The following is a 26,232-nucleotide window of genomic DNA, read 5'->3' as shown; positions in this document are numbered from 1 at the left end:
CCGAATCGGCAAGAACAGAAGGCCGCCGAGATTTCTCACGGCGGCCTTTGTTTTTCCGCTCTGTCTTACCGGTCACCCCGCGAGTTTGGCTTTCAGCTCCAGCCGGCGGCGGTGCAGGACAGGCTCGGTGTAACCGTTCGGCTGTTCGCGGCCTTTCAAGACCAGATCGAGCGCCGCCTGAAAGGCGACCGAGCTGTCGAAATCCCTGGCCATCGGCACGTAGAGCGGATCGTCGGCGTTCTGGCCATCGACGACGGCAGCCATTCGCTTCATGGTCTCGATGATCTGTTCCTTGCTCACCAGCTTGTGGTGGAGCCAGTTGGCCATGTGCTGAGACGAGATGCGCAGCGTCGCGCGATCTTCCATCAGCGCTACATTGTTAATGTCCGGCACCTTGGAACAGCCGACACCCTGATCGATCCAGCGCACAACATAACCCAGAATGCCCTGCGCATTGTTGTCGAGCTCGCGCTGGATTTCCTCCGGCGTCCAGTTCGGCCGCGACGCGACCGGCACGGACAGGATGTCGGAGAGTTTTGCGCGCGGCCGGCTTTTGAGACCCGCCTGAACGGCGGCGACGTCGATCTTGTGATAATGCGTGGCGTGCAGCGTGGCGGCGGTCGGCGACGGCACCCAAGCGGTATTGGCGCCGGCCTTCGGATGGGTAATCTTCTGCTCCAGCATCGCCGCCATCATGTCCGGCATAGCCCACATGCCCTTGCCGATCTGCGCGTGGCCGGAAAGGCCACATTCGAGCCCGATATCGACATTCCAGTTCTCGTAAGCGCCGATCCAGGCCGCCTGCTTCATGTCGCCCTTGCGGATCATCGGACCGGCCTCCATTGAGGTGTGGATCTCGTCGCCCGTCCGGTCGAGGAAGCCGGTATTGATGAAGACGACGCGCTCACGCGCCTCGCGGATGCACTCCTTGAGGTTGACGGTCGTGCGGCGTTCCTCATCCATGATGCCCATCTTCATGGTGTTCGTCGGCAGGCCGAGCGCCTGTTCGACACGCGAGAAGATTTCGCAGGCGAAGGCAACTTCCTCCGGCCCGTGCATCTTCGGCTTCACCACATACATGGAGCCAGTCCGGGAATTCTGCCGGCGACCATGGCCTCTTTCCCCTTGGCCGATGTCGTGAATTGCGATCAGCGCGGTTACCATGGCGTCCATGATGCCTTCCGGCACCTCGTCGCCGTCGCTGTCCAGCACCGCCGGATTGGTCATCAGGTGCCCGACGTTGCGCACCAGCATCAGCGAGCGGCGCTTCAGGGCGAAATTCGAGCCATCCGGCGCCTTGTAGTCCGTATCCGGATTGAGGCGGCGGATGAATGTCTTGCCGCCCTTGGCGACTTCTTCCGTGAGATCGCCTTTCATCAGGCCAAGCCAGTTGCCATAGGCAACGACCTTGTCCTCGGCATCGACGGCGGCAACGGAATCCTCGCAGTCCATGATCGCGGTGATTGCCGATTCCAGCCACACATCGGAGATCTTAGCCGGATCGTCTTTGCCGATCGGGGTCGTCGCGTCGATCAGGATCTCGATATGCAGGCCGTTCTTCGTGAACAGCAGGTGCGTGGGTGAAGCCGGCTCACCAAGATAGCCGGCAAACTGCTTCGGGTCGGCAAGACTTACGGTCTTGCCGTCTTGGGCGGCAGCCGTCAGCTTACCACCGGTGACAGTGAAGGAGGTCACCTCAGTCCAGCTTGCGCCGGAGAAGGGCGCCGATTGATCGAGAAAATCGCGGACCCAGGCGATGACCTTGGCGCCGCGGACGGGATTGTAGCCCTTGCCCTTTTCCGCCCCATCCATCTCAGGAATGGCATCCGTGCCGTAGAGTGCGTCGTAAAGCGAACCCCAGCGGGCATTGGCGGCGTTCAGGGCATACCGGGCATTCGTGACCGGCACGACGAGCTGGGGCCCGGCGATCCCGGCGATCTCCGGGTCGACATTCTCAGTCGAGACCTGAAAGCCTGGCCCTTCCGGCAGGAGATAACCGATCTCGCGCAGGAAAACCTCGTAAGCCGAAAGATCGGTCGGCGCGCCGTTCCGTCGGTACCAGTCATCGAGCTTTTTCTGAAAGGCATCGCGCTTGGCGAGCAGTTCGCGGTTCCTGGGCGCGAGATCATGAACGATTTTCGAAAATTCGGAAAAGAACCGGTCGGCGCCCACGCCGGTACCCGGTAGCGCTTCCTTCACCAGGAAAGCATAAAGTTTCTCGTCGATTGCGAGACCATTTTTCTGAACACGAGCCATCGGCTCCTCCGAACTCCGCGACATGCGGATGAGTCTCATTTGCGCCGAGGGAAATTGCAATGGCACAAATTTCAAATGACTTGTGCAATATTGGAAACAATCGCCCTGCTGATCAATAATCTTGGCAGGCTTCGCCGGAAGCTTAGCCATGCCGCTCCCAATAAGGCACCGACCCATATAGTTCCGCGAGATATTCGATAAATACCCGGATCTTTGGGGGAAGATGTTGCCGGCTCGGATAAACGGCCGAAACGGACACATTCCTTGAGCCTTCATATTCCGGCATCACTCTCACCAGGCGCCCTTCGTTCAACTCGTTGCCGATATCCCACGTCGATCTCAACGCTATACCAAGACCCGCTATCACCGCTTCGCGGATCACCTCGCTCGAATTGGTCTTCAGCCTTCCCGCGGGGCGATAGACAAAGGGGCCCTTGGGTCCTTCCAGCCTCCAGGGTTCGCCGTTATGCGGAGCCAGACAATGATGGTTCGCCAGATCCTCTATTTTCTCCGGGATGCCGAAGTGGTCGATGTAGGACGGCGATGCACAGAGGATCCGTCGGACCTGAGCCAATTTTCGTGCGACGAGGCTCGAATCCTTCAACTCGGATATACGGATCGCCACGTCATAGCCTTCGGCAATAATGTCGGTGAAGTCGTCCGACAGCATCAGTTCGATCGAAAGAAGCGGATGCGCCCGCATGAATGTCGGAAGATGCGGCGCGATATGCATCCGCCCGAAGGATGTGGGAGCGGAAATGCGGAGAGTTCCCACGATTTCAGTGGACTTTCCCGAGACGAACTGCTCCGCCTCCTCGATGCCGGTCAGGACATTCGCAACCCGGTCGTAAAAACCCCTGCCGGCGTCCGTCAAACCGATCTGGCGCGTCGTGCGCTGCAGGAGACGTGTTCCTAGTTGCTCTTCCAGCCGTTTGATGCGCTTGGAGACTACCGCCGGGGAAATACCCAGGCTCCTTGCAGCGGCTGACATATTTCCAGTGACTGCGACCTTGATGAAGATTTCCAAGTCGCCGAGATTGGTGATCACAGAGAATTTGTTCCTTACTGGAATAACCGCCTGGCTATTATAGCCAAATCGCAAACAAGCTCCAGGAATTATCCTCTCGACAGGCTTCGTCCCTGGGTCCCTGGTGACACCCGCTCGGCGCGATGGCTCTGCCTAACGCAGGCTGACTCGCATCGGCATGCCGTCGCGGGGCTGCGTCGTCAGCTTCTGCACCGGCCAGACTTTCGTCTGCGGCGTGACGTCGAAACGATAGCGGCGCATCAGCACGGCAAGGGCGATCACCGCCTCCTGCATCGCAAAGGTCGCACCGATGCAGATGCGCGGGCCCGCGCCGAACGGCAGATACTGGAAGCGGCCGATCGCGCCGCGGTTTTCGGGGAGGAAACGTTCCGGCATGAAGGCCCTGGGTTTTTCCCAGTAGAGTTCGTGGCGATGCAGCGTCCAGGGCATGACCAGAACGGTGACACCGGCATCAATCCTGACCGTCTCGCCGCCCGGGCTGACCCACTGGTCATCGGCGATCGCGGCGCGATTGATCGATGGCGCGGGGGGATAAAGCCTGAGCGCTTCCTCGAAGGCCGCCCGTGTCCATGGCATCAGGTCGAGCCACTCCACCGGTTCGGCGCCGGTTGCCAGAACACGGTCGATCTCCTCCTCCATGTGCTCGCGCACATGCCGCGATTGCGCCACGCAATAAAGCGTCCAAGCGAGTGCCCGCGCGGTCGTCTCGTGGCCGGCGCCGATGAAGGTGAGGATATTGTCCTCTATCTCATCCCTGGTCAGGCCGTCGGGGCCTTCGAGTTGGAGCAGCAGGGTCAGGAAATCCTGCGGCGTGTCATTTGGGTTCGCGGCCATCCGTTGCCGTCGCAACGCCATCGTATCGGCGACGACTTTGCGGAACTTGTCGAGCACCCGGCTGCCGCCGATACGCGTCAACCGCGGTACCCAGGGTGGGGCACGCAGGAGATCCATGGGATCCACACGCCCCATGCGATGCAGCAACCGGTCGACATCGTCGGAAAAACTCTCGCTCGCCGTGACGATCTCGCCGGAGAAAAGCGTCTCCGAGAGGATGGCGAAAGTCAACTCGGTCATGTCGACCGATATGTCGAAGATCTTGCCGTCCGGTCCCGCATCCGCATATCTGGCGGCATATTCTTCCGCCTTCGCCAGCATCTGCCCGGCAAAACCTCTCGCATGCTTCGGCGTGAAAACCGGTGCCATCGCCTTGCGGGACCGCTTCCATACCGGCCCCTCCGCCGTTAGCAGGCCATCGCGCAGGATCGGCCTGAGGATGAGCTGGCGAATCTCCGACATCTCGTAATTGGCCGCATTATCCACCAGCACATGGCGGATCAGGCCCGGATCGTTGACGATCAGCGTCCGTTCCTTGAAGAATTTCGTTTCGATCCAGGGAAGCGTGAAGGAAGGCCGGCCCCACAGTTCAAGCGGGTTGCGCATGACTGTCCATATGATCCGAAGGCGTGTCGGCGGAACGGTCCTCGGCATCGGGGCCGGCGGGACGAAGGGTTCGGGGCGCATGTCCATCGACGGCCTTCCTCGGGGGGTTCCTGCATAGGGAATATCAGGCTTCGCAGGCAGGATTTCAACCGGAACCGGGACCCTAAAGAAGAGATCTCAACTCGGCGAGCTTATCGTTGACAAGCCAGCCGTAATAATTCTCCTCCGGCAGGCCGCCCCTCGCCTTGAGCACCGCGGCGCGCCCGGCTGAACCGCCGGTATTGTAGAGCGTCGCGGTAATGCCGGGATTGCGAGAGATGTCCACTCCGGCGATCGTTTTGTAATCGTCAATCGCCCGACGGATATTGGCGGCCATGTAGGCGAGCGACCTGTCTGGATCCATGATAGCGTCATAGACGTCGGCCGCCTTGTTCTCGTCGAGCTTCGGGTAGCCGGATGTTTTGGCTACCGTGTCCGAGAACATCAGCGCCGTCAGCGGATTGATCTGGCCGAGGCCGAAGGTCTGGCCGGCGTAGAAAGGCTGGAAGAACACCGCGCTGAAACGGTTGTCGGGGTAGGCCTTGCCGCCGACGGTCTGGCCCCTGAAATTCCTTTCCCAGACGTTCTCGCGGCAGGTCCAGAGTCTGTAGGAGTCGGAATAATCGTCGCATGGCCCGAATTCCGGCCGGGCGAGAAAGTTCTCGATGGACTCGTCGCCATAACCGAACCGGAAGCTGTTGCCGGCATAGGCGGCCGCCTTGACGTAATAGGTCTGCAGCCGATCATAGGCATCGACATTGTAAGTATGCTCGCCGACGATCGCGCCGATCATATGGATCGGGTCGATACCATAGGCGGCAGCCGTCGCCTTGATCTTGGAAATCAGCTTCCTGTCGGTTGCGAGCAGATCGCGAATCTTCTCGTATTTCTCGTCGAATGTCGTCTTGCCGGCACGCGTGCGGCGCATCGACGCCCCTGGAACCTTCGGCTGTTCCACATGGCGGTTGCCTTCCGGCACCACCACGAGCCCCCCCGCCCACGCGGAAGAGGCCAAGAATGTGGCTGTGACGAGGAGCAATGCCAGGAGTATGCGTTTCAAGATTTGCTTGTCCCAGGACTTTGTCTGCGTCGGGTTCCGGCGCCGGATGCTGAAAGCTATTCCAGCCGACTCAACTATCAAGAGGCGGCCACCATGAAAACGCGTGTCCCTTACGTGAAGCATAAGCGACCGTCGAGACGCGGGTGTTCAAAATCCCGTCAGACGCCGATAGATGGCAGCCGGACGTTGCCCGGCTGCCACGTTGCCCGGTTAGAGAATATAGCGCGACAGGTCCGTGTCGGCAGCCAGATCCCCCACATGCCGGCGCACATATTCGGCATCGATCATGACGGACGAACCGCCGCGATCCGGCGCGTTGAACGAAATCTCGTCCAGAACCCTTTCCATCACCGTCTGAAGACGGCGAGCGCCGATGTTCTCGACCGAGGAGTTGAGATGAACCGCGACATCCGCCAGCGCGTCGATCGCATCCTCGGTGAAATCGAGCGCCAGTTCCTCGGTACCCATCAACGCCTTGTACTGACGGATGAGGCTTGCCTCGGTTTCCGTCAGGATACGACGAAAATCCTCCTTCGTCAGCGGTTTCAGCTCGACGCGGATCGGCAGACGGCCCTGAAGCTCCGGCAGCAGGTCCGAAGGCTTGGCGACGTGGAAGGCGCCTGAAGCGATGAACAGGATATGATCGGTCTTCACCGGTCCATACTTGGTCGAAACCGTCGTGCCTTCTACGAGCGGCAGCAGGTCCCGCTGCACACCTTCGCGGGAAACGCCGGCGCCGAGCCCGCCGTCGCGGGCGGCGATCTTGTCGATCTCGTCCAGGAAGACGATGCCGTCATTCTCGACCGACCGAACCGCCTCGCGCTGGATGACCTCGTTGTCGATCAGCTTGTCCGATTCGTCGCGGATGAGCTCGGAATAGGACTTCGAAACCGTGGTGCGGACCTTCTTGGTGCGACCACCGAGCGCCTTGCCGAACATTTCCGACAGGTTCAGCACGCCGATATTGGCGCCCGGCATGCCCGGGATCTCGAAGCCGGGCATGCCCGAACCGGTGTCGGCGACTTCGATCTCGATTTCCTTGTCGTCCATCTCGCCGTTCCTGAGCTTCTTGCGGAAGCTTTCGCGGGTAGCGGGCGATGCGGTCGAGCCGACCAGCGCGTCCAGCACGCGTTCCTCGGCGCTCATGTGAGCCTTCGCCTGCACCTCGGTGCGCTTCTTCTCGCGCACGAGGCCGATGCCGACCTCGACGAGATCGCGGATGATCTGCTCGACGTCGCGGCCGACATAGCCGACCTCGGTGAACTTGGTCGCCTCGACCTTGATGAAGGGCGCGCCGGCGAGCTTTGCCAGACGACGGGAGATTTCCGTCTTGCCGACGCCGGTCGGGCCGATCATCAGGATGTTCTTCGGCATCACTTCGTCGCGCAGGCTCTCGTCGAGCTGCTGGCGGCGCCAGCGGTTGCGGAGCGCAATCGCCACGGCGCGTTTCGCCTCATGCTGGCCGATGATGTAGCGGTCGAGCTCCGAGACGATTTCCCTGGGTGAAAAAGTAGTCATTTCAAATCCGTTTCTTCTGGTGCGTCCAACGCCATGAAATGGGCTGGACCGTAGATGGAAGTCCTGGTGTCGATGTAGCGGAAACCGGCCTTCTCGTAAGCGCGGATCGCCGCGACGTTTTCCGGATCGGGATCGATGACGATCCTTATCGCACCGCCGGCGAAGAGTTCGGTCGTCAACTGGCGGATGATGGCGCTGCCATGGCCTTTGCCGACGAGTTCCGGACTGCCGATCGAGATATCAATTCCAAGCGTTCCCTTCGGCTGGTCCTGATAGGGATGGCCCTCTTCAAGATGCGGATCATAGTATTGGAGATAGGCAATCGGCTTTCCCTCCCACTCCACGATCATCGGCCGGGTCTCGACGCTCGTCATCGACTCTTCGATGCTCGCCAGCTCCTCATCAATCTCGCCCCACCATTTCGCGATATGCGGCTCGGCGAGCCATTTCGCCAGCAAGGGAAAATCCTCACAGGCAACATCGCGAAATTGGTAGCGAGGCGGGCCGTCAGCCATCGGCGTCCAACGTTTCGATGACGATGTTGTGGTTGGTATAAACGCAGATATCGGCTGCAATATCGAGAGCCTGCCTTGCAATGTCCTCGGCCGACTTGTCCGTGTCCATCATGGCGCGGGCTGCCGCATAGGCGAAATTGCCGCCGGAGCCGATTGCCGTCACCCCATGCTCGGGTTCCAGCACATCACCGTTGCCAGTGACGGCCAATGTCGTCGACTTGTCAGCGACGAGCATCATGGCTTCGAGGTTACGCAGATACTTGTCCGTGCGCCAGTCTTTGGCGAGCTCCACGGCCGCGCGCATGAGCTGGCCCGGATATTGTTCGAGCTTCTTTTCAAGCCGATCGAGCAGCGTGAAGGCATCGGCCGTCGCGCCGGCAAAACCGGCGATCACCTCGCCCTTGCCAATACGACGCACCTTGCGCGCGTTGCCCTTCATCACGGTCTGGCCAAGGCTCACCTGGCCGTCGCCAGCCATGATGACCTTGCCGCCCTTCCGCACAGTAATAATCGTTGTCATTCAGCACCTGTCTGGCCCCGCTGGGGCATTGTTGGAGGCTCGAAACCGCCTCGTTGAACCCTATGTAAGTGGGGCTTAGCCGAATGCAATCTCCAGACGGTCCGCCGGGCAAAATGTCCTGCTTTTGCTGGATATTTGCCGGGCGGCCTGATAAGGAGCCCTGATCAGGGGCCGGAACCTGGCCCCCAGCATGGAGCATACCCTTATGGGCGAAACAACCGTCGCGCGCTCGGGAAGCATTTCCCGCAAAACCAACGAAACTTCCGTTTCCGTTTCCGTCAATCTCGACGGTACCGGCGCGGCGAAGATTTCCACGGGCGTCGGCTTCTTCGACCATATGCTGGACCAGCTTTCGCGACATTCGCTCATCGACATGGACATCGACGTGAAGGGCGACCTCCATATCGACGATCACCATACGGTGGAGGACACCGGCATTGCGCTCGGCCAGGCGATCTCCAAGGCGCTTGGCGACCGTCGCGGCATTGCCCGCTACGCCTCGCTCGATCTTGCCATGGACGAAACCATGACCAAGGCGGCGATCGACGTCTCCGGCCGGCCTTTCCTCGTCTGGAACGTCTCCTTCAGCGCGCCGAAGATCGGCACGTTCGACACCGAACTGGTGCGTGAATTCTTCCAGGCCTTCGCCCAGAATGCTGGCATCACGCTGCACGTCATGAACCATTACGGCGCCAACAACCATCATATCGCAGAGACCTGCTTCAAAGCCGTGGCGCGTACGCTTCGCGCGGCAACTGAAATCGATCCGCGGCAGGCCAATCGCGTTCCTTCGACCAAGGGCATGCTGGTCTAGTCGCTTCTGGGAGAACCTCCTTGAGAAGCTACCTCGTTCTAACACCTCCCGGTGGGCCTGACAGAGATCACCGTTCCACGCTCGTTGTGCAGGACGGGTTTTCCTGGCTCGCGTTCTTCTTTCCATGGCTGTGGCTGTTCTGGAACCGGCTCTGGATCACAGGCATTGCAGCCCTGCTGATGCAAATCGGTACGGGGCTTCTGATGGATATCCCAGGATTCGGCCCGGCCGGCTTCCTCGCGGGTTTTGCCTTCAGCCTGCTGATCGGGCTCGAAGGTAGACATTATCGCTCCGAAGTTCTGATCCGCAGCGGATGGACGCTGGAAATGGTTATTGCCGCACCCGATATTCAGTTGGCTGAGGAAATCTATTTTTCCGGCCTGCCGCAACCCGAAGAGAAACAGCTGCCGGCCTCGGCCGAGTGGGCGAGACAAGCAAAGCCACCCGCCGCCGGCTGGCAAGGGCCCGAGTTTGGCCTTTTCGACTATCAAGGAGGACGCTGATGCGCGTCGCAATCATCGACTACGGGTCCGGCAATCTCAGGTCCGCCACCAAGGCCTTCGAGCGGGCCGCCCGCGAATCCGGCATCGAAGCCGTCATCGACCTCACCGACAAGGCGGATGCCGTCGCCACCGCCGACCGGATCGTGCTGCCGGGCGTCGGCGCCTATGCCGATTGCCGCGCCGGCCTCGATGCCGTTCCAGGCATGCGGGAAGCAATCATCGAGGTCGTCGAAAAGAAGGGACGCCCTTTCCTCGGCATCTGTGTCGGCATGCAGCTCATGTCATCGCGCGGGCTCGAAAAGACGATCACCGAAGGTTTCGGCTGGATCGAGGGCGATGTCGTGGAGATGACGCCGGACGATCCGAACCTGAAGATCCCCCAGATCGGCTGGAACACGCTCGATCTCGTCCACTCGCACCCGCTCTTCGATGGCATTCCCACCGGACCTGACGGCCTGCACGCCTACTTCGTGCATTCCTATCACTTGGCCGCAAAACACCGACACGACGTCATCGCCACGACCGACTACGGCGGGCCGGTGACCGCTTTTGTCGGGCGCGACAACATGGCGGGCTCCCAGTTCCACCCCGAAAAGAGCCAGACGCTGGGCCTGGCTCTGATCGCCAATTTCCTGCGCTGGAAGCCTTGAGCTCCCGCGGATCATCAAGGATTTGAAATAAAGTGATCCTCTTTCCCGCAATCGACCTGAAAGACGGCCAGTGCGTTCGCCTCAAGCTCGGCGATATGGCACAGGCGACCGTCTACAATCCTGATCCCGCCGCGCAGGCGAAAGTCTTCGAGGACCAGGGCTTCGAATGGCTGCATGTGGTGGACCTCAATGGCGCATTCGCTGGCGAAAGCGTCAACGGCGCGGCCGTCGATGCCATCCTGAAAGCCACGAAAAACCCCGTCCAGCTCGGCGGTGGCATCCGCACGCTCGACCATATCGAATCCTGGCTTTCGCGCGGGCTCGCCCGCGTCATCCTCGGCACCGTGGCCGTCCGCGATCCGGCCCTGGTCATCGAAGCCTGCAAAAGATTTCCCGGCAAGGTCGCCGTCGGCATCGATGCCAAGGGCGGCAAGGTCGCGGTCGAGGGCTGGGCGGAAGCCTCCGAGCTCGGCGTCATCGAACTCGCCAAGAAGTTTGAAGGAGCCGGCGTCTCGGCGATCATCTATACCGATATCGACCGCGACGGTATCCTGACCGGCATCAACTGGGCCTCGACGCTGGAGCTTGCGAATGCGGTCTCCATTCCGGTCATCGCGTCCGGCGGGCTCGCCTCGCTCGATGACATCCGTCGCATGCTGCAGCCGGATGCGGCGCGGCTCGAAGGCGCAATCTCCGGCCGTGCGCTTTATGACGGCCGCATCGACCCGAAGGAAGCATTGGCGCTGATCCGCGCTGGACAAGGACGTGCAGCATGAGCCTCAGAGCACGTGTCATCTCCTGTCTTGATGTCAAGGACAGCCCGCGTTGCCCACAGCCGCGCAGCGGCAAGGACACGCAAACAAGAAAGGCGGCCGTTCTATGACCCTCAAAGCCCGCGTTATCCCTTGCCTGGACGTCAAGGACGGCCGCGTCGTCAAGGGTGTCAACTTCGTTGACCTCATCGACGCCGGTGACCCCGTCGAAGCGGCAAAGGCCTATGACGCAGCCGGTGCCGACGAACTCTGCTTCCTCGACATCACCGCCTCATCCGACAATCGCGAGACGATCTTCGACGTCGTCGCCCGTACCGCCGAACACTGCTTCATGCCGCTCACCGTGGGCGGCGGCGTGCGAGGCATTGCCGATATCCGCAAGCTGCTGCTTGCCGGAGCCGACAAGGTTTCCATCAATACGGCGGCGGTGAAGAACCCGGACTTCGTCGCGGAAGCAGCCGACAAGTTCGGCAACCAGTGTATCGTCGTCGCCATCGACGCCAAGAAGGTTTCAGGCGAAGGCGAGACCGATCGCTGGGAAGTCTTTACTCATGGCGGTCGGCAGCCGACCGGTATCGACGTCGTGGAATTCGCGAGGAAAGTTGTCGATCTCGGTGCCGGCGAAATCCTGCTCACATCCATGGACCGCGACGGCACCAAGGCCGGATACGACGTGGCTTTGACCCGAGCCGTGGCAGACAGCATCCGCGCGCCGGTGATCGCGTCGGGCGGTGTCGGCACGCTGGACGACATGGTCGCCGGCATCAGGGAGGGTCACGCAACGGCCGTTCTTGCCGCATCGATTTTCCACTTCGGCACCTATACGGTCGGCCAGGCGAAACACTATATGTCGGAACATGGCATCGCCATGCGGCTCGACTGACCGGGAGGAACAGTGTGAGTGAGTTTTCCCTGAGTGACCTGGAGCGGATCGTCGCTGCCAGAGCCAAGGCCCCGCCGGACGAGTCCTGGACGGCCAAGCTCGTCGCGGCCGGGCAGACCAAGGCGGCGAAGAAGCTCGGCGAAGAGGCGGTCGAGACGGTCATTGCCGCATTGGCGCAAGACCGAAAGGATCTCGTGTCGGAAAGCGCCGATCTGCTCTATCATCTTATGGTCGTATTGAATATTGCCGGCATCCCGCTACAGGATGTCATGGATGAACTTCAGCGGAGGACCGGCCAATCCGGCCTTCAGGAAAAGGCGGGCCGGCAGACACCATGAATCTCGTACCACAACCTGCTGAATTGCCCGACGCCGGTTCGGCCTATGCGGAATATTATTCGCCCTACCATCACTTCACCGCAGAAGAATGGGCGAAATTCCGTGCCGACACGCCCTTGACGCTCACCGCCGACGAGGTGACCCGGCTGCGGTCGCTCGACGATCCGATCGATCTCGACGAGGTGCGGCGAATCTATCTTTCGCTCTCGCGCCTGCTTTCCTCACATGTGGAGGCCTCCCAACTCCTCTTCCAGCAGCGGAACCGGTTCCTGAGCCTTTCCGATGTCACCAAGACACCTTTCATTATCGGGATCGCCGGGTCGGTCGCCGTCGGCAAGTCGACGACCGCGCGTATTCTGAAGGAGTTGCTTGCCCGCTGGCCCTCGAGCCCGAAGGTCGATCTCATCACCACCGACGGCTTTCTCTATCCGAATGCCGTGCTCGAGCGCGAGCACATGATGGACCGCAAGGGGTTTCCGGAAAGCTATGATGTCGGCGCCATCCTGCGCTTCCTCTCGGCCATCAAGGCAGGCGAGCCGAACGTCAGGGCGCCCCGGTATTCGCATCTCACCTACGACGTGCTGCCAAACGAATACACACTGGTCGACCGGCCGGACATCCTGATCTTCGAAGGCATCAACGTCCTGCAATCCCGGGCCCTGCCGGCGGACGGCAAGATCGTTCCGATCGTGTCGGATTTCTTCGACTTCTCGATCTATATCGATGCCGACGAAGAGCAGATTCACAACTGGTACGTCCAGCGGTTCATGAAGCTGCGGCAGACCGCATTCCGCGACCCGACCTCCTACTTCAAGAAGTATGCGGCGATCGACGCGGACGCAGCGCGCGCTGTGGCCGAAAGCCTGTGGGAGAACATCAACCTGAAGAACCTGCGGCAGAACATTGTCCCCACCAGGCCGCGCGCCGACCTCGTCCTGCGCAAGGGCCGCAATCATCTCGTGGAGACGGTTTCGCTCAGAAAGTTATAGGCGGTCGATCGCCGGCTATCGGGATTCAAACCTCAACTGTTGACCCGGCGAAGCGTCAGGTTGATGCGGCCACCGTTCTTCAGAAGCGTCGATGTGCCCGAATAGATGCGATCGACGCCGTGAAAGGCAAGACGCCCTTCGCCACCCAATATGACGATGTCGCCGCTTGACAGCCGAAACGAGCCTGTCGGGTCCTTGCGGTTCAAGCCGCCGACGCGGAAAAGGCAGCTATTGCCGAGCGAGACGGAAAGAACCGGTGCTTCGAGATCGGTCTCGTCCCTGTCCTGATGCAGCCCCATTTTCGCATCGTCGGAGTAGAAGTTGATGAGGCAGGCCTCCGGCAGCTTCGGATAACCGGTAAGCTTCACCCACAGGCCCAGCAATTCCTGTGGCATGGCCGGCCAGGGCTTGCCCGTCACCGGATGACGGGGCTGATAGCGATAGCCTCTTTCCCTATCCGTCACCCAACCGAGCGGGCCGCAATTGGTCATCCGCACCGACATCGGCTTGCCGGTGCCCGGCATTTCCGGCACATAGAGCGGGGCTTCCGCCACCACGCCGCGGATCAGCTCGACCAGGTGCTCCTGCGCCGTGCGGTCGAGATAGCCCGGCAGATGCCGGATGCCATTGGGCAGCGTCGACACGTCAATCTCCCGTCGGGCGGCCGCGCATCTTCTTCACCTCAGAGCGGCCGGATTTCTCCTTCAGTCTGCGCTCTATCGAACCCTTTGTCGGCTTTGTCGCCTTGCGCGGCGTCGGAGGCGGTTTCGCCGCTTCGAGGATCAGCTCCTTCAGCCGCTCACGCGCTTCCTCCCGATTGCGCTCCTGGCTGCGAAAACGGTTCGCCTCTATCATCAGGACGCCCTCCTTCGACACCCGCTTTCCGGCGAGCCTGACGGCATTAGTCCTTACCCGCTCGGGAAGGGAGGGCGAATTGGCAATATCGAAGAAGAGCTGGACCGCGGTCGAGACCTTGTTGACGTTCTGGCCGCCCGGCCCGCCCGCCAGCACGAACTGCTCGGTCAGCTCCCATCCGGCGATGGTGATGTGACTGTTGATGACAAGGGGATTGCTGGCCATGGTCGTCCGTCTACCGTGTTGGCCGCATGTTTCCCATAAAGCCGGCAAAAAGAAAACCGCCGGCTTTCGGCCGGCGGTTCCACGTGAATCAATCCGCGAATTTATTCAGCAGCGGCAAGCATGCCCGGAGCGGCGTTGCGGACCTTGCTGTCAACATGATCCTCGAACTTCTCGAAGTTCGAGACGAACATCGAAACCAACTTGCCTGCCTGCGCATCATAGGCGACGCCGTCGGCCCAAGTCGAGCGCGGGTCGAGGATCGCCTGTTCCACCCCTTCGACTGCGACCGGCACGGCGAAGCCGAAATTCGGATCGATGCGGAACTCGGCATTCTTGAGGCTGCCGTTCAACGCGGCCGTCAGCAGTGCTCGCGTCGCCTTGATCGGCATGCGCCGTCCGACGCCATAGGCGCCGCCGGTCCAGCCGGTATTGACCAGCCAGCAATCAACGCCGTGGCGATCGATGAGGTCACGCAGCAGATTGCCGTATTCGGCCGGATGACGCGGCATGAACGGAGCGCCAAAGCAGGTCGAGAAAGTGGCTTCCGGCTCGGTCACGCCCTTTTCCGTACCGGCAACCTTGGCGGTGTAGCCGGAAAGGAAGTGGTACATGGCCTGTTCCGGCGTCAGCCTGGCGATCGGCGGCATGACGCCGAACGCGTCGGCCGTCAGCATGATAATCGTCTTCGGATGCGGCGCGATGCCGGTCGCCGACGCATTCGGAATGAAATGCAACGGATAGGCGCTGCGGGTATTCTCCGTCAGCGAGGCATCCTCGAAGTCCGGAATACGGTTTTCGTCAAGCACGACGTTTTCCAGAACGGTGCCGAAACGACGGGTCGCAGCATAGATTTCCGGTTCCGCTTCGGCCGACAGCTTGATGGCCTTGGCGTAGCAGCCGCCTTCGAAATTGAAGATGCCGTTTTCGCCCCAGCCATGTTCGTCGTCACCGATCAAGGTGCGGCTTGGATCGGCAGAAAGGGTCGTCTTGCCGGTTCCCGAAAGGCCGAAGAAGACGGCGGAATCACCCGCCGGGCCGACATTTGCCGAGCAGTGCATCGGCATGACGTGCTTGGCCGGCAAAAGATAGTTCAGCACTGTGAAGACAGACTTCTTATTCTCGCCAGCATAGGACGTGCCGCCAATCAGGACGATGCCCTTCGTCAGGTCGCAGGCAATCACGGTTTCCGTGCGGCAGCCGTGACGGGCCGGATCAGCCTTGAAGCTCGGCATGTTAATGATGGTCAGCTTCTGCGCGAAACCTTCCAGAGAGGCGCGGCTCGGCCGGATCAAAAGGTTGCGGATGAACAGTGCGTGCCAGGCCAGCTCGGTCACAACGCGGGTCGGGAGCGCGTTTTCCGGATCGGCACCGCCGACGAGATCCTGCACGAAAAGGGTCCTGCCTGCCGCATGGGCCAGCATGTCCTTGTAGAGGACTTCGAAGCGTTCGGGGGACATCGGCTTGTTGTTGTCCCACCAGATGACGTCCTCGGTGTTGCCGTCGCGAACAATGAACTTGTCTTTGGGAGAACGGCCGGTGTGCTGGCCGGTGACCGCCCTCAAGGCCCCATCGGCAGTGAGGTCGGCTTCTTCGCGGCGGATGGCTTCTTCGTAAAGCTCTGTCTCGGAGAAGTTGTAATTGACGCGCGACACATCATGAAAACCAAGAGTCGCTATCCCATTGGCGGGATTATAGAGTCCGAACTCCTCCATACGCGCTTTCCTTCTGTTGCGGTTGAATGTGGCGCGAAATTAGGGATGGATTTCCAAAAGGGCAAGAGGGATCTTTTAAATTGCTTAGCAATATCAATTAATTAATCGATTTAAAAAATTTTATTCCTCTTTAAATCGTTTTACGGCTCGTTTTAATTCTCGTTTGCCACGACTCCAAATGACGAGGCGAAATACCGCGACTGTAAGCCACCTCTTTTACTTTGCCACAATTTGTTCCACCTTTATACTCAAGAAGCGCGTCGGCGGATGCCGCCTGGGCTGGGCTGATTCCAGGAGATGCGCATAAATGGTCACGGAGACGGAGAGCATGCAAACAATCGCGCTCGTAGATGACGACCGCAATATCCTGACTTCGGTGTCGATCGCACTGGAGGCGGAAGGATATAAGGTCGAAACCTATACGGACGGCGCCTCCGCGCTTGACGGGCTGATCGCCCGTCCGCCGCAATTGGCAATTTTCGATATCAAGATGCCGCGTATGGACGGAATGGAGCTGTTGCGCCGGCTGCGGCAGAAGTCCGACGTGCCGGTGATCTTTCTCACCTCCAAGGATGAGGAGATCGACGAGCTGTTCGGACTCAAGATGGGCGCGGATGATTTCATCACCAAGCCTTTCTCGCAGCGGCTGCTTGTGGAGCGGGTGAAAGCCATTCTGCGCCGCGCGGGCAATCGGGACGTCCAGGCGGTCGGCGGGGTAAGAACCGCGTCAGACCAGCAGGCGGCACGTACACTGGAACGCGGTCAGCTTCTGATGGATCAGGAACGCCATACTTGCACCTGGAAGGGCGAACCGGTTACCCTGACAGTGACCGAATTCCTGATCCTGCACTCGCTGGCCCAGCGGCCAGGCGTGGTCAAAAGCCGCGACGCTCTGATGGATGCCGCCTATGACGAGCAGGTCTATGTGGACGACCGCACCATCGACAGTCACATCAAGCGGCTGCGCAAGAAGTTCAAGATGGTCGATACCGATTTCGACATGATCGAAACGCTCTACGGCGTTGGTTATCGCTTCCGCGAGGCGGCATAATGCTTGCGAAAGCTTAACTTGAGGCCACGGCCGGATCAGGGATAAACTGATCCGGTGGAAGGACTGCAGTGGCAGATCAGACATTCGACAGCGAGATGGCCGGAATAGAGAAGGTCGAGACACGTCGTGCGCCGCGGCGGTTCTGGTCGCGACCGTTCACGCTCATTCGCCGGGTCTTCGGTCACGCGGTCTTTTCGAGCCTCACGCGCCGCATCCTGTTCTTCAACATTGCGGCGACGGTGGTTCTCGTCGCAGGCATCCTTTACCTCAACCAGTTCCGCGAAGGATTGATCGACGCTCGCGTCGAAAGCCTTCTTACTCAAGGCGAGATCATCGCGGGCGCGATTTCCGCATCCGCCTCGGTCGACACCAATTCGATTACCATCGATCCGCAGAAGCTCCTAGAACTGCAAGCCGGGCAGAGCATCACGCCGGTGCCAAACGACGAGGACCTCGATTTCCCGATCGATCCAGAACGCGTGGCCCCGGTCCTGCGCCGTCTGATCTCGCCCACTCGAACCCGTGCCCGCATCTTCGATGCCGATGCCAACCTGCTTCTCGATTCCCGCCACCTTTATTCGCGCGGCCAGGTCCTGCGTTTCGACCTACCGCCGGTGGAGGATGAATCGCAAACCTGGAGCGACTGGTTCGCGGGACTCTTCAATCGCCTTCTGCAGCCTGGCAATCTGCCGGTCTACAAGGAAGCGCCGGGTGGTGACGGATCGATCTATCCGGAGGTCATGAACGCATTGACCGGAGTGCGCGGCGCCCTGGTGCGCGTTACGGAGCGCGGCGAGTTGATCGTTTCTGTCGCGGTACCGATTCAGCGCTTCCGCGCCGTGCTCGGCGTGCTGCTCTTGTCGACCCAGGCCGGCGACATCGACAAGATCGTGCATGCGGAACGGCTGGCGATCATGCGTGTCTTCGGCGTGGCGACGCTGGTCAACATCCTGCTTTCGCTATTGCTTTCCTCGACGATCGCCAACCCGCTGCGCCGCCTTTCGGCAGCAGCAATCCGCGTGCGGCGCGGCGCCAAGCAGCGCGAGGAAATCCCCGACTTCGCCTATCGTCAGGACGAGATCGGCAATCTTTCCATTGCACTACGCGACATGACCAACGCACTCTACGACCGGATCGATGCGATCGAGAGTTTCGCGGCAGATGTCAGCCATGAACTCAAGAATCCGCTGACGTCGCTGAGGAGCGCCGTCGAAACCCTGCCGCTCGCCAAATCGGACGAATCAAAACAGCGGCTGACCGAGATCATCTTTCACGACGTTCGTCGCCTCGACCGACTGATCAGCGATATTTCCGACGCTTCCCGGCTCGATGCAGAGCTTGCCCGCTCCGTTTCCTCACCGGTTGATATGGAGATCCTGCTCAGCAATCTTGTCAATATCTCCCGCCAGATCCGCACCGGCCGCAAACCGGTGGAGATTGATTTCGTTGTCGACAACAGGGGGGGCAACAAGTCAGCCTTCCTCGTCAATGGCCACGACCTTCGCCTTGGCCAGATCATTACCAATCTCATCGAGAATGCCCGTTCCTTTGTTCCGGCGAAGAGCGGCCGCATTTCAATTCGCCTTTCGCGCGTCAGGGACCATGTGACGGTGACCGTGGAAGACAACGGCCCCGGCATCCAGGCGGAAGACATCGACCGCATCTTCGAGCGCTTCTATACCGACCGGCCGGATGGTGAGAGTTTTGGCCAGAATTCCGGCCTCGGCCTATCGATCAGCCGGCAGATCGCCGAGGCTCACGGCGGAACGCTGAAGGCGGAAAATCTGCAAAACCCCAAGACCGGCACCTTGACGGGAGCGCGGTTCATCCTGTCACTGCCGGCCGGCGAAATCCAATGAAGCCCCGTCCGGCTAACATCCACGCCACTGCCATCGTCGTCGGCACCAGGGGCATTCTGCTTACCGGAGCTTCCGGCAGCGGCAAATCTATGCTTGCCTTTGCCTGTATCGCTGCCGCCAAAAGACAGGGCGCTTTTGCGGCCCTGGTGGCCGACGATCGGGTGCTTGTGTCGCGCTATGGGGATCACCTTGTCGCCACGAGGCCGGAGACGATCGCTGGTTTGATCGAGTTGCGCGGTAGCGGCATCGCTCGTGTCGAAAGCCTTCCAGCGGCAGCGCTGGATGTCGCCATCAAGGTGGTCCCGCTATCGGAAAGCGACCGGCTTCCCCCCGAAAACGAGCATCTTACCATCTCCGGCCTGGGCGAGCTTCCGCTGGTGCGAATATGGCAGGGAGCGCCTGATCCTCTGGCGGTTCTTGCGGCATTCTCGCCCGGACTTCACAGCGAAATGCCATTTTGATCATCCGGAAGCCTGATTTTTTGACTTGAACTTCAATTCTACATGGAGAAGATGGCTTCCCACCGCTAGACGGCTTTGTTGCAATGCGATAATGGCCGCGAGTTTCGATAGCAGGGGGCAGTTTTCATGATCGGACTTGTGCTTGTCACCCATGGCAAGCTGGCTGAAGAGTTTCGTCATGCGGTCGAACACGTTGTTGGACCTCAGAAATTCATCGAAACCGTATCGATCGGCCCCGAAGACGACATGGATCAACGCCGGCAAGACATTGTCGATGCGGTTGCCCGAGCCGACAACGGGCACGGCGTCATCATTTTGACCGACATGTTCGGCGGTACACCCTCCAATCTCTCCATTTCGGTCATGGACAGCGGCAAGACCGAGGTCATCGCCGGCATGAACCTGCCAATGCTGATCAAGCTTGCCGGCGTGCGCAGCGACAACAATATGGACAAAGCGCTCGCGGAAGCCTCTGAAGCCGGGCGCAAATACATCAATGTCGCAAGCCGCGTCCTGAGCGGCAAATGAGAGCCAACACCGGATGCCGTCCACACTCTCCCGCGAATTCCTGATCGTCAACAAGCGCGGTCTTCACGCACGCGCATCAGCCAAATTCGTCCAGATGGTCGAGGGCTTCGACGCCATAATCACCGTCTCTAGGGATGGCACGACGGTCGGCGGCACGTCCATCATGGGTCTGATGATGCTCGCCGCCAGTCCGGGATGCACGATCGAGGTTTCCGCGAGCGGGAAACAGGCAGTGCAAGCGCTGGAAGCGCTTGAGCAATTGATCGCCAACAAATTCGGCGAGGAAGCCTGAGCCGGCGGTCATTCGAGATCGCTGAGACATAAACATATAAAGACTTCTTTATATCCCCGTTGCCAGCTTGCAGGAAGCCTGCTAAACCGCTGGCCAGCTTCCGCTTGGCCACAGGCGGGTCTTGCCATGTCCGTCGGTCTGCCCCGCCGGAGCAGGCGCCACCGAACACTGGAGAGCTTTATGAGCACTGAGAAGGATTATGTCGTCGCGGATATCAATCTTGCCGCCTACGGCCGCAAGGAACTCGACATTGCGGAAACCGAAATGCCGGGCCTGATGTCCTGCCGCGCCGAATTCGGCGAAACGAAGCCGCTGAAGGGCGCCCGCATCTCGGGTTCGCTCCACATGACCATCCAGACGGCCGTGCTGATCGAGACGCTGAAAGAACTTGGCGCCGAAATCCGCTGGGCCTCCTGCAATATCTTCTCGACGCAGGATCACGCCGCTGCCGCGATCGCCGCTGCCGGCATTCCGGTCTTCGCCGTCAAGGGTGAATCGCTCACCGAATACTGGGAATATACGGACAAGATCTTCCAGTGGGCCGACGGAGGCCTTTCCAACATGATCCTCGATGACGGCGGCGATGCCACCATGTATATCCTGCTCGGCGCCCGTGCCGAAGCCGGCGAGAACGTACTTTCCAATCCGGGTTCAGAGGAAGAGGAAATCCTCTTCGCGCAGATCAAGAAGCGTCTTCAGGCTTCGCCCGGCTGGTTCACCAAGCAGCGCGATGCCATCAAGGGTGTTACGGAAGAAACGACCACCGGCGTTCATCGTCTCTATGAACTCTCCAAGAAGGGCCTGCTGCCCTTCCCGGCCATCAACGTCAACGACTCGGTCACCAAGTCCAAGTTCGACAACAAGTACGGCTGCAAGGAATCGCTGGTCGACGGCATCCGCCGCGGTACAGACGTGATGATGGCCGGCAAGGTCGCCGTCGTCTGCGGTTACGGCGATGTCGGCAAGGGTTCGGCTGCTTCGCTCGCCGGAGCCGGCGCCCGCGTCAAGATCACGGAAGTGGATCCGATCTGCGCGCTGCAGGCCGCCATGGACGGCTTTGAGGTGGTCGTTCTCGAAGACGTCGTCTCGACCGCCGACATCTTCATCACCACTACCGGCAACAAGGACGTCATCCGCATCGAACACATGCGCGCGATGAAGGATATGGCGATCGTCGGCAATATCGGCCACTTCGACAACGAGATCCAGGTTGCGGCGCTCCGGAACCTCAAGTGGACCAATGTCAAGCCGCAGGTCGACATGATCGAGTTCCCGAAGGGCAACCGCATCATCCTGCTCTCCGAAGGCCGCCTCCTCAATCTCGGCAACGCAACCGGCCATCCGTCCTTCGTCATGTCCGCTTCCTTCACCAACCAGACGCTGGCGCAGATCGAGCTCTTCACCAAGCAGGGCCAGTACAAGAACGAGGTCTATATCCTGCCGAAGCACCTCGATGAGAAGGTCGCCCGCCTGCATCTCGCCAAGCTCGGCGTGAAGCTGACGGAGCTTTCTGAAGAGCAGGCTGCTTATATCGGTGTCTCGCAGCAGGGTCCGTTCAAGGCAGAACACTACCGGTACTAATCACTAACCGGTCAATCCACAAGATATAGTGGCCGCAGCCTTGACAAGGGCTGCGGTTTCTTTTTTGGGCGCATCCCTTCCCGGCGATTCCCTAAGCAAGTATTGTTTTAGGACTTGATTCGCGCAGGCCTAGAAGCTCGCCGAGACCTAAAGTCGGTCCGGCTCCGGGTAAGGCACGAAGTGGTATGTCTTGTCGATGAGCGGCAATTGGACGGAGACAGACCGGGTATGTCGGTAAAAATAACGAGCCTGTTCAAGCAGGCCGATCCTTCTTGCGACGGAGCGGGCGCTCCGGCTTTGCGATCCGCCTCCGGCTCCCGCGACGGCGGCGCGACGGCCGGTGGGCTTCGCCGTCTCGCCCGCTTCGGCAGCGCATTCCTTTCGGGCACCGCCCTTTCCGGGCTTGCGACCGCGGCACTTGCGCAGCAATCGGGCAATGAAGCCGTCCGGCTCTTTTCCTCCACCGAAGTCATCGTTTCCTCGCTGGTCGTGGGTGCGCTCGGCGCCGCCCTGCTCTCCGCTGTCTGGCTGGTACGCCAGCGCGGCAACATGGAAGTCGAGACCCAGGAAATGCGCAGCGCGTTGTCCGATGCGCAGCAGCGCATTTCGAAATACGAAGCCCTCATCGCCGATAAGAATCGGCGCATCGTCATCTGGGAAGGTGGAGCGTCGCGACCGGAACTCCTGGGCCAGCTCCCGCCAGAGACCGGAGCTCCGCAGCAAGACAGTGATTTCCTGGCCTTCGGGCGGTGGCTGCGCGGCCTATCCGCCGGCGAACTGGAAAAATCGATCGAGCTCCTGCGGAACGAGGCCCGCTCCTTCGACATAGTGGTCGAGACGAACCGTGATGAAATCCTCGAAGTGCAGGGCCGCGTCTCCGGCGGCAAGGCCTTCGTCCGCTTCATCGCGCTCAACAATCTGAGAGCCGAACTAGCGGAACTGAAGATCGAGCGCGAGCGGCTGGCAAGTTCGATCGCCCTCTTCCATTCGCTGCTCGACGCAATCGAACAGCCGGTCTGGCACCGGGACGCGCAAGGCAGGCTCACGTGGGTGAACCAGGCCTATGGCGATGCGGTCGAAACGACGGCACCCGCCCAAGCCGTTGACGAAGGGCGCGAATTCCTCGGCACGATCGCCCGCGAAAAGATCAGGGCCACGGCAACCTCCGCCTCGCCGTTCCACGACCGGATTTCTACGGTCGTGCATGGCAATCGCACGATATTCGATGTCATTGATGTCGTGGCGCCCGGCGGCTCGGCCGGCATGGCGATCGACGTGTCCGAAGCAGAAGCGGTGCGCGAGGAGCTGAAGCGGACTTTGAAAAGCCATGCCGAGACCCTCGATCACCTGGCGACCCCCGTTGCCATCTTCGACGGCGAACGGCGGCTGCAATTCTACAATCAGGCCTTTGTGCAGCTGTGGGGGTTCACCCTTCCCTTCCTGGATTCTCGGCCGGATAATAGCGAACTGCTCGACAAGCTGCGCAGCGAAGGCAAGCTGCCGGAACAGCTCAACTGGCGGAGCTGGAAAGAGACGGCGCTTTCCGTCTATCGCTCACCCGATACCCAGACCGATCTCTGGCATTTGCCGAACGGCCAGACGCTCCGCGTTATCGCAACCGCGCATCCGCAAGGAGGCGCCACCTGGGTTTTCGAGAATCTCACCGAACAGGTAGCCCTCGAAACCCGCTATAATACTCTGGTGAAGGTGCAAGGCGAAACGATCGACCACCTCTCCGAGGGGGTCGCCGTCTTTGGACCGGACGGGCGTATACGACTATCCAACCCGGCTTTCCGGGCGCTTTGGGGCATTACGGCAGACGAAGCAAAGCCCGGCACCCACATCAAGGCGATCGAGGCGGCCTGCGGGCCATCCTACGACAAGCCGGATGGCTGGCGACGCTTCGGCCAGATGCTCACCAATTTCGATGACGAACGGCCATCGTTGCAGGGCACGTTCGAGCTCTATTCCGGTCTCATCCTCGATTATGCGGTGACCCCGCTGCCCAATGCGCAGACCATGTTCACCTTCGTCGACATGACGGCAAGCGCCAGGGCGGAACGGGCGCTCAAGGAGAAGAACGAGGCGCTGCAGAAGGCCGACGAGATCAAGAACGATTTCGTTCAACACGTTTCCTACGAGCTTCGCTCGCCGCTCACCAATATCATCGGCTTCACCGATCTTCTGAAAACACCGGGTGTCGGCTCGCTCAACGAGCGACAAGCCGAATATATCGACCATATATCCACCTCCTCCTCCGTGCTCCTGACGATCGTCAACGACATTCTCGATCTTACAACCGTCGATGCCGGCATCATGCAGCTCCACTATTCGGAAATGGCAATCGACGACCTGCTCGATGACGTCGCCATGCAGATCGCCGATCGGCTGCATGAGAACGGCGTGACGCTCGCGATTACCGCACCGGCTGGACTGGGCACGATCATCGCCGACCAGCAGCGGCTGAAGCAGATCCTCATCAAGCTGCTCACCAACGCGACAAATTTCGCGCCGGAAGGGTCCACCATCAAGCTCAACTGCTGGCGGATGCAAAACGACGTCTTCTTTTCGGTGACCGACAGGGGCCCGGGCATCCAGGAAGACATGCTGAAAAGCGTATTCGACCGCTTTTCCTCCAATTCCAAAGGCGGCAAGCGCAGCGGCGCGGGCCTCGGTCTCTCGATCGTTGAAAGCTTTGTCCAGCTACATAACGGTGACGTGACGATTGACAGCAAGCCGGGCCAGGGCACAACTGTCACCTGCCGCATCCCAAGCGGTGCCTTGAAGACGCATTCCGTCGCTGCCGAATGAATGATAGTGCCACGCTCACTTTGACACTTGCAGACGAAGCCGAAACAATCCGTTTCGGCGAGGATCTAGCGCTTGCCTTGAAGAGGGGCGATTGCCTGGCCCTTTCCGGCGATCTCGGCACCGGCAAATCGACGCTTGCTCGGGCCTTTCTACGGGCGCTCGCCGATGACGACGCTCTCGAAGTGCCGAGCCCAACCTTCACCCTGGTGCAGAGTTACGAGCTTCGGATTCCGGTTTCGCATTTCGATCTCTATCGCCTCGGCGACGCCTCAGAACTCGATGAACTCGGCTTCGATGAAGCGCTTTCAAACGGCATCTGTCTGGTGGAATGGCCGGAAATGGCCGAAGCCCTGTTGCCGGAAACCCGCGTCATGCTGAGGCTGGAACATCAAGTCGACGGCCGGAGGGCGGCGATCACCGGTCAGGAACCCCAGGTGAATCGCATTCGCCGGGTGCTGGCCATCCGGGAATTCCTCGATAAGCACGGTTATGCCCGCGCCCGCCGCCGATTCCTGACTGGTGACGCCTCGGTCATGCGCGCTTACGAGACAATCGGTACGGCAACTGGCGAAAAGCTTGTCCTGATGGACTGGCCGAAGCCGCCGGAAGGTCCGCCCGTGCTCGACGGCAAGCCCTATCCCAAGGTCGCCCACCTTGCCACCGACGTCTATCCCTTCGTGGCGATCGCCGGCTATCTTCGCAAGATCGGGCTCGCAGCACCGGACGTGCTGCATGCGGATTGCGACCAGGGCATCCTGCTGCTTGAAAACCTCGGCGACGAAGGCGTTCTCGACGCCGAAGGCCGGCCGATATCCGAACGATACCGGGAAAGCGTTGCCTGTCTCGCCTTCCTGCACGGTCACCGGATGCCGCAGGACCTGCGGATCGACAAGGCCCACGTCCACCACATCCCGGATTTCGATCCGACCGCCATGAAGATGGAGGCGAGGCTCCTCCTCGACTGGCATCTGCCCTGGAAGCGCGGCACGCCGGCGACCGATGCGGAACGCGAGGACTATCTCGCCATCTGGGACGGGTTGATCCGTGAACTCGCCAGTGCCGAGAAGAACCTGCTGCTGCGCGATTTCCACTCGCCGAACATCATCTGGCGCCCGCAGGAATCCGGCATCCGGCGTGTCGGCATCATCGACTTTCAGGATGCGATGATCGGCCCAACGGCTTACGACCTCGCCTCGATCGTGCAGGACGCGCGCACGGATGTTCCAAAGCCGCTCGCCGACCGGTTGATGCTCGACTATATGACGCTGCGCCGGTCGCAAGGCTCGTTCGACGAGCCGAACTTTCTGAAAGCCTGGGCGATCATGGCGGCGCAACGCAACTGCAAGCTCGCCGGCCTTTGGGTCCGGCTCTTGCAGCGGGACGGCAAGCCGGGCTATCTGAAGCATATGCCGCGGACGCTTCGTTATCTGTCGGCAGCGTTGCAGCATGAAGTGCTCGCTCCTTTGCGCGATTGGTGCCGGCGGGCTGGAATAGAGCTCATCGAATCATAA

General features: G+C 60.4%; 25 protein-coding genes. 15 read left to right on the top strand and 10 right to left on the bottom strand.

All coding sequences use genetic code 11. The features are described 5' to 3' along the window. Positions 1-72 precede the first annotated feature (72 nt). The 7 genes from J2046_RS27075 to hslV form a co-directional block, all read right to left on the bottom strand. A complete protein-coding gene (locus tag J2046_RS27075) occupies positions 73-2,256 on the bottom strand; it encodes a malate synthase G (protein WP_210057124.1) in 2,184 nt (727 codons plus the stop codon). A gap of 142 nt (positions 2,257-2,398) precedes the next feature. After that, positions 2,399-3,301 (bottom strand): LysR family transcriptional regulator, encoded by a 903-nt coding sequence (locus J2046_RS27070; RefSeq protein ID WP_210057143.1) that lies wholly within the window; start codon positions 3,299-3,301, stop codon positions 2,399-2,401. Positions 3,302-3,436: 135 nt separating this feature from the next. Continuing rightward, positions 3,437-4,831: a cytochrome P450 gene (locus tag J2046_RS27065; RefSeq protein ID WP_210057122.1), complete on the bottom strand. Its 1,395-nt coding sequence runs from the start codon at positions 4,829-4,831 to the stop codon at positions 3,437-3,439. 76 nt (positions 4,832-4,907) lie between these two features. Then, positions 4,908-5,843 carry a DUF1402 family protein gene (locus tag J2046_RS27060; protein WP_233470313.1) on the bottom strand — a complete coding sequence of 312 codons (936 nt, stop codon included), beginning with the start codon at positions 5,841-5,843 and terminating at the stop codon, positions 4,908-4,910. Positions 5,844-6,053: 210 nt separating this feature from the next. Further along, the gene (gene hslU, locus J2046_RS27055) at positions 6,054-7,361 is read right to left on the bottom strand and encodes an ATP-dependent protease ATPase subunit HslU (protein WP_210057118.1); all 1,308 of its coding nucleotides are present in this window, start codon (positions 7,359-7,361) and stop codon (positions 6,054-6,056) included. Further along, positions 7,358-7,876, bottom strand: a complete 519-nt coding sequence (locus tag J2046_RS27050; RefSeq protein WP_210057116.1) for a GNAT family N-acetyltransferase — start codon at positions 7,874-7,876, stop codon at positions 7,358-7,360. The genes hslU and J2046_RS27050 overlap by 4 nt, the downstream gene beginning before the upstream one ends. Next, complete coding sequence (gene hslV / locus J2046_RS27045; protein WP_210057115.1) at positions 7,869-8,396, bottom strand: ATP-dependent protease subunit HslV; 528 nt, start codon at positions 8,394-8,396, stop codon at positions 7,869-7,871. Before hslV ends, J2046_RS27050 begins: the two co-directional genes overlap by 8 nt. Before the next feature lie 205 nt (positions 8,397-8,601). Between hslV and hisB the strand changes: the two genes are divergently transcribed. The 7 genes from hisB (at position 8,602) to coaA (ending at position 13,346) form a co-directional block, all read left to right on the top strand. After that, entirely contained in the window at positions 8,602-9,210 is a 609-nt protein-coding gene (hisB, locus tag J2046_RS27040) for an imidazoleglycerol-phosphate dehydratase HisB (protein WP_210057113.1), read from the top strand. Positions 9,211-9,296: 86 nt separating this feature from the next. Beyond that, positions 9,297-9,713, top strand: a complete 417-nt coding sequence (locus J2046_RS27035) for a DUF2628 domain-containing protein (protein WP_210057111.1) — start codon at positions 9,297-9,299, stop codon at positions 9,711-9,713. Then, complete coding sequence (hisH, locus tag J2046_RS27030; protein WP_210057109.1) at positions 9,713-10,363, top strand: imidazole glycerol phosphate synthase subunit HisH; 651 nt, start codon at positions 9,713-9,715, stop codon at positions 10,361-10,363. Before J2046_RS27035 ends, hisH begins: the two co-directional genes overlap by 1 nt. 32 nt (positions 10,364-10,395) lie before the next feature. Continuing rightward, entirely contained in the window at positions 10,396-11,139 is a 744-nt protein-coding gene (hisA, locus tag J2046_RS27025) for a 1-(5-phosphoribosyl)-5-[(5-phosphoribosylamino)methylideneamino]imidazole-4-carboxamide isomerase (protein WP_210057107.1), read from the top strand. A 103-nt stretch (positions 11,140-11,242) separates the two neighbouring features. After that, positions 11,243-12,019, top strand: coding sequence for an imidazole glycerol phosphate synthase subunit HisF (gene hisF, locus J2046_RS27020; protein WP_210057105.1), 777 nt, complete (start codon positions 11,243-11,245; stop codon positions 12,017-12,019). A gap of 14 nt (positions 12,020-12,033) precedes the next feature. Next, on the top strand, positions 12,034-12,357 hold the full coding sequence (locus J2046_RS27015) for a phosphoribosyl-ATP diphosphatase (protein ID WP_210057104.1): 324 nt from the start codon (positions 12,034-12,036) through the stop codon (positions 12,355-12,357). Then, positions 12,354-13,346: a type I pantothenate kinase gene (coaA, locus tag J2046_RS27010; RefSeq protein ID WP_210057102.1), complete on the top strand. Its 993-nt coding sequence runs from the start codon at positions 12,354-12,356 to the stop codon at positions 13,344-13,346. Before J2046_RS27015 ends, coaA begins: the two co-directional genes overlap by 4 nt. A gap of 32 nt (positions 13,347-13,378) precedes the next feature. Here coaA and J2046_RS27005 read toward each other — a convergent pair whose 3' ends face one another. From J2046_RS27005 to J2046_RS26995, 3 genes are all read right to left on the bottom strand, one after another. Continuing rightward, a complete protein-coding gene (locus J2046_RS27005) occupies positions 13,379-13,990 on the bottom strand; it encodes an alpha-ketoglutarate-dependent dioxygenase AlkB (RefSeq protein WP_210057100.1) in 612 nt (203 codons plus the stop codon). 1 nt (position 13,991) lies between these two features. After that, entirely contained in the window at positions 13,992-14,426 is a 435-nt protein-coding gene (gene arfB, locus J2046_RS27000; RefSeq protein WP_210057098.1) for an alternative ribosome rescue aminoacyl-tRNA hydrolase ArfB, read from the bottom strand. A 101-nt stretch (positions 14,427-14,527) separates the two neighbouring features. After that, positions 14,528-16,138 carry a phosphoenolpyruvate carboxykinase gene (locus tag J2046_RS26995; RefSeq protein ID WP_210057096.1) on the bottom strand — a complete coding sequence of 537 codons (1,611 nt, stop codon included), beginning with the start codon at positions 16,136-16,138 and terminating at the stop codon, positions 14,528-14,530. A 328-nt stretch (positions 16,139-16,466) separates the two neighbouring features. Here J2046_RS26995 and J2046_RS26990 point away from each other — a divergent pair, with 328 nt between their 5' ends. The 8 genes from J2046_RS26990 to tsaE all read left to right on the top strand — a co-directional run bounded on the left by J2046_RS26990 (position 16,467) and on the right by tsaE (position 26,232). Next, positions 16,467-17,189: a response regulator transcription factor gene (locus J2046_RS26990; RefSeq protein WP_152601181.1), complete on the top strand. Its 723-nt coding sequence runs from the start codon at positions 16,467-16,469 to the stop codon at positions 17,187-17,189. Positions 17,190-17,284: 95 nt separating this feature from the next. Beyond that, on the top strand, positions 17,285-19,048 hold the full coding sequence (locus J2046_RS26985) for a sensor histidine kinase (protein ID WP_210057141.1): 1,764 nt from the start codon (positions 17,285-17,287) through the stop codon (positions 19,046-19,048). Further along, positions 19,045-19,509: an HPr kinase/phosphorylase gene (locus tag J2046_RS26980; protein WP_210057095.1), complete on the top strand. Its 465-nt coding sequence runs from the start codon at positions 19,045-19,047 to the stop codon at positions 19,507-19,509. Before J2046_RS26985 ends, J2046_RS26980 begins: the two co-directional genes overlap by 4 nt. A 126-nt stretch (positions 19,510-19,635) precedes the next feature. Beyond that, positions 19,636-20,037, top strand: coding sequence for a PTS sugar transporter subunit IIA (locus tag J2046_RS26975; protein WP_210057094.1), 402 nt, complete (start codon positions 19,636-19,638; stop codon positions 20,035-20,037). Positions 20,038-20,050: 13 nt separating this feature from the next. Next, entirely contained in the window at positions 20,051-20,329 is a 279-nt protein-coding gene (locus J2046_RS26970; protein WP_210057092.1) for an HPr family phosphocarrier protein, read from the top strand. A 180-nt stretch (positions 20,330-20,509) separates the two neighbouring features. Beyond that, a complete protein-coding gene (gene ahcY / locus J2046_RS26965; RefSeq protein ID WP_210057091.1) occupies positions 20,510-21,910 on the top strand; it encodes an adenosylhomocysteinase in 1,401 nt (466 codons plus the stop codon). Positions 21,911-22,138: 228 nt separating this feature from the next. Continuing rightward, positions 22,139-24,721 carry a PAS domain-containing sensor histidine kinase gene (locus tag J2046_RS26960; protein WP_210057089.1) on the top strand — a complete coding sequence of 861 codons (2,583 nt, stop codon included), beginning with the start codon at positions 22,139-22,141 and terminating at the stop codon, positions 24,719-24,721. Then, positions 24,718-26,232, top strand: coding sequence for a tRNA (adenosine(37)-N6)-threonylcarbamoyltransferase complex ATPase subunit type 1 TsaE (gene tsaE / locus J2046_RS26955; protein WP_210057087.1), 1,515 nt, complete (start codon positions 24,718-24,720; stop codon positions 26,230-26,232). Before J2046_RS26960 ends, tsaE begins: the two co-directional genes overlap by 4 nt.

This window comes from Neorhizobium petrolearium, from assembly GCF_017873175.1.
GTDB lineage: Bacteria > Pseudomonadota > Alphaproteobacteria > Rhizobiales > Rhizobiaceae > Neorhizobium > Neorhizobium petrolearium.
This window is presented reverse-complemented; position numbering and strand designations above follow the sequence as displayed.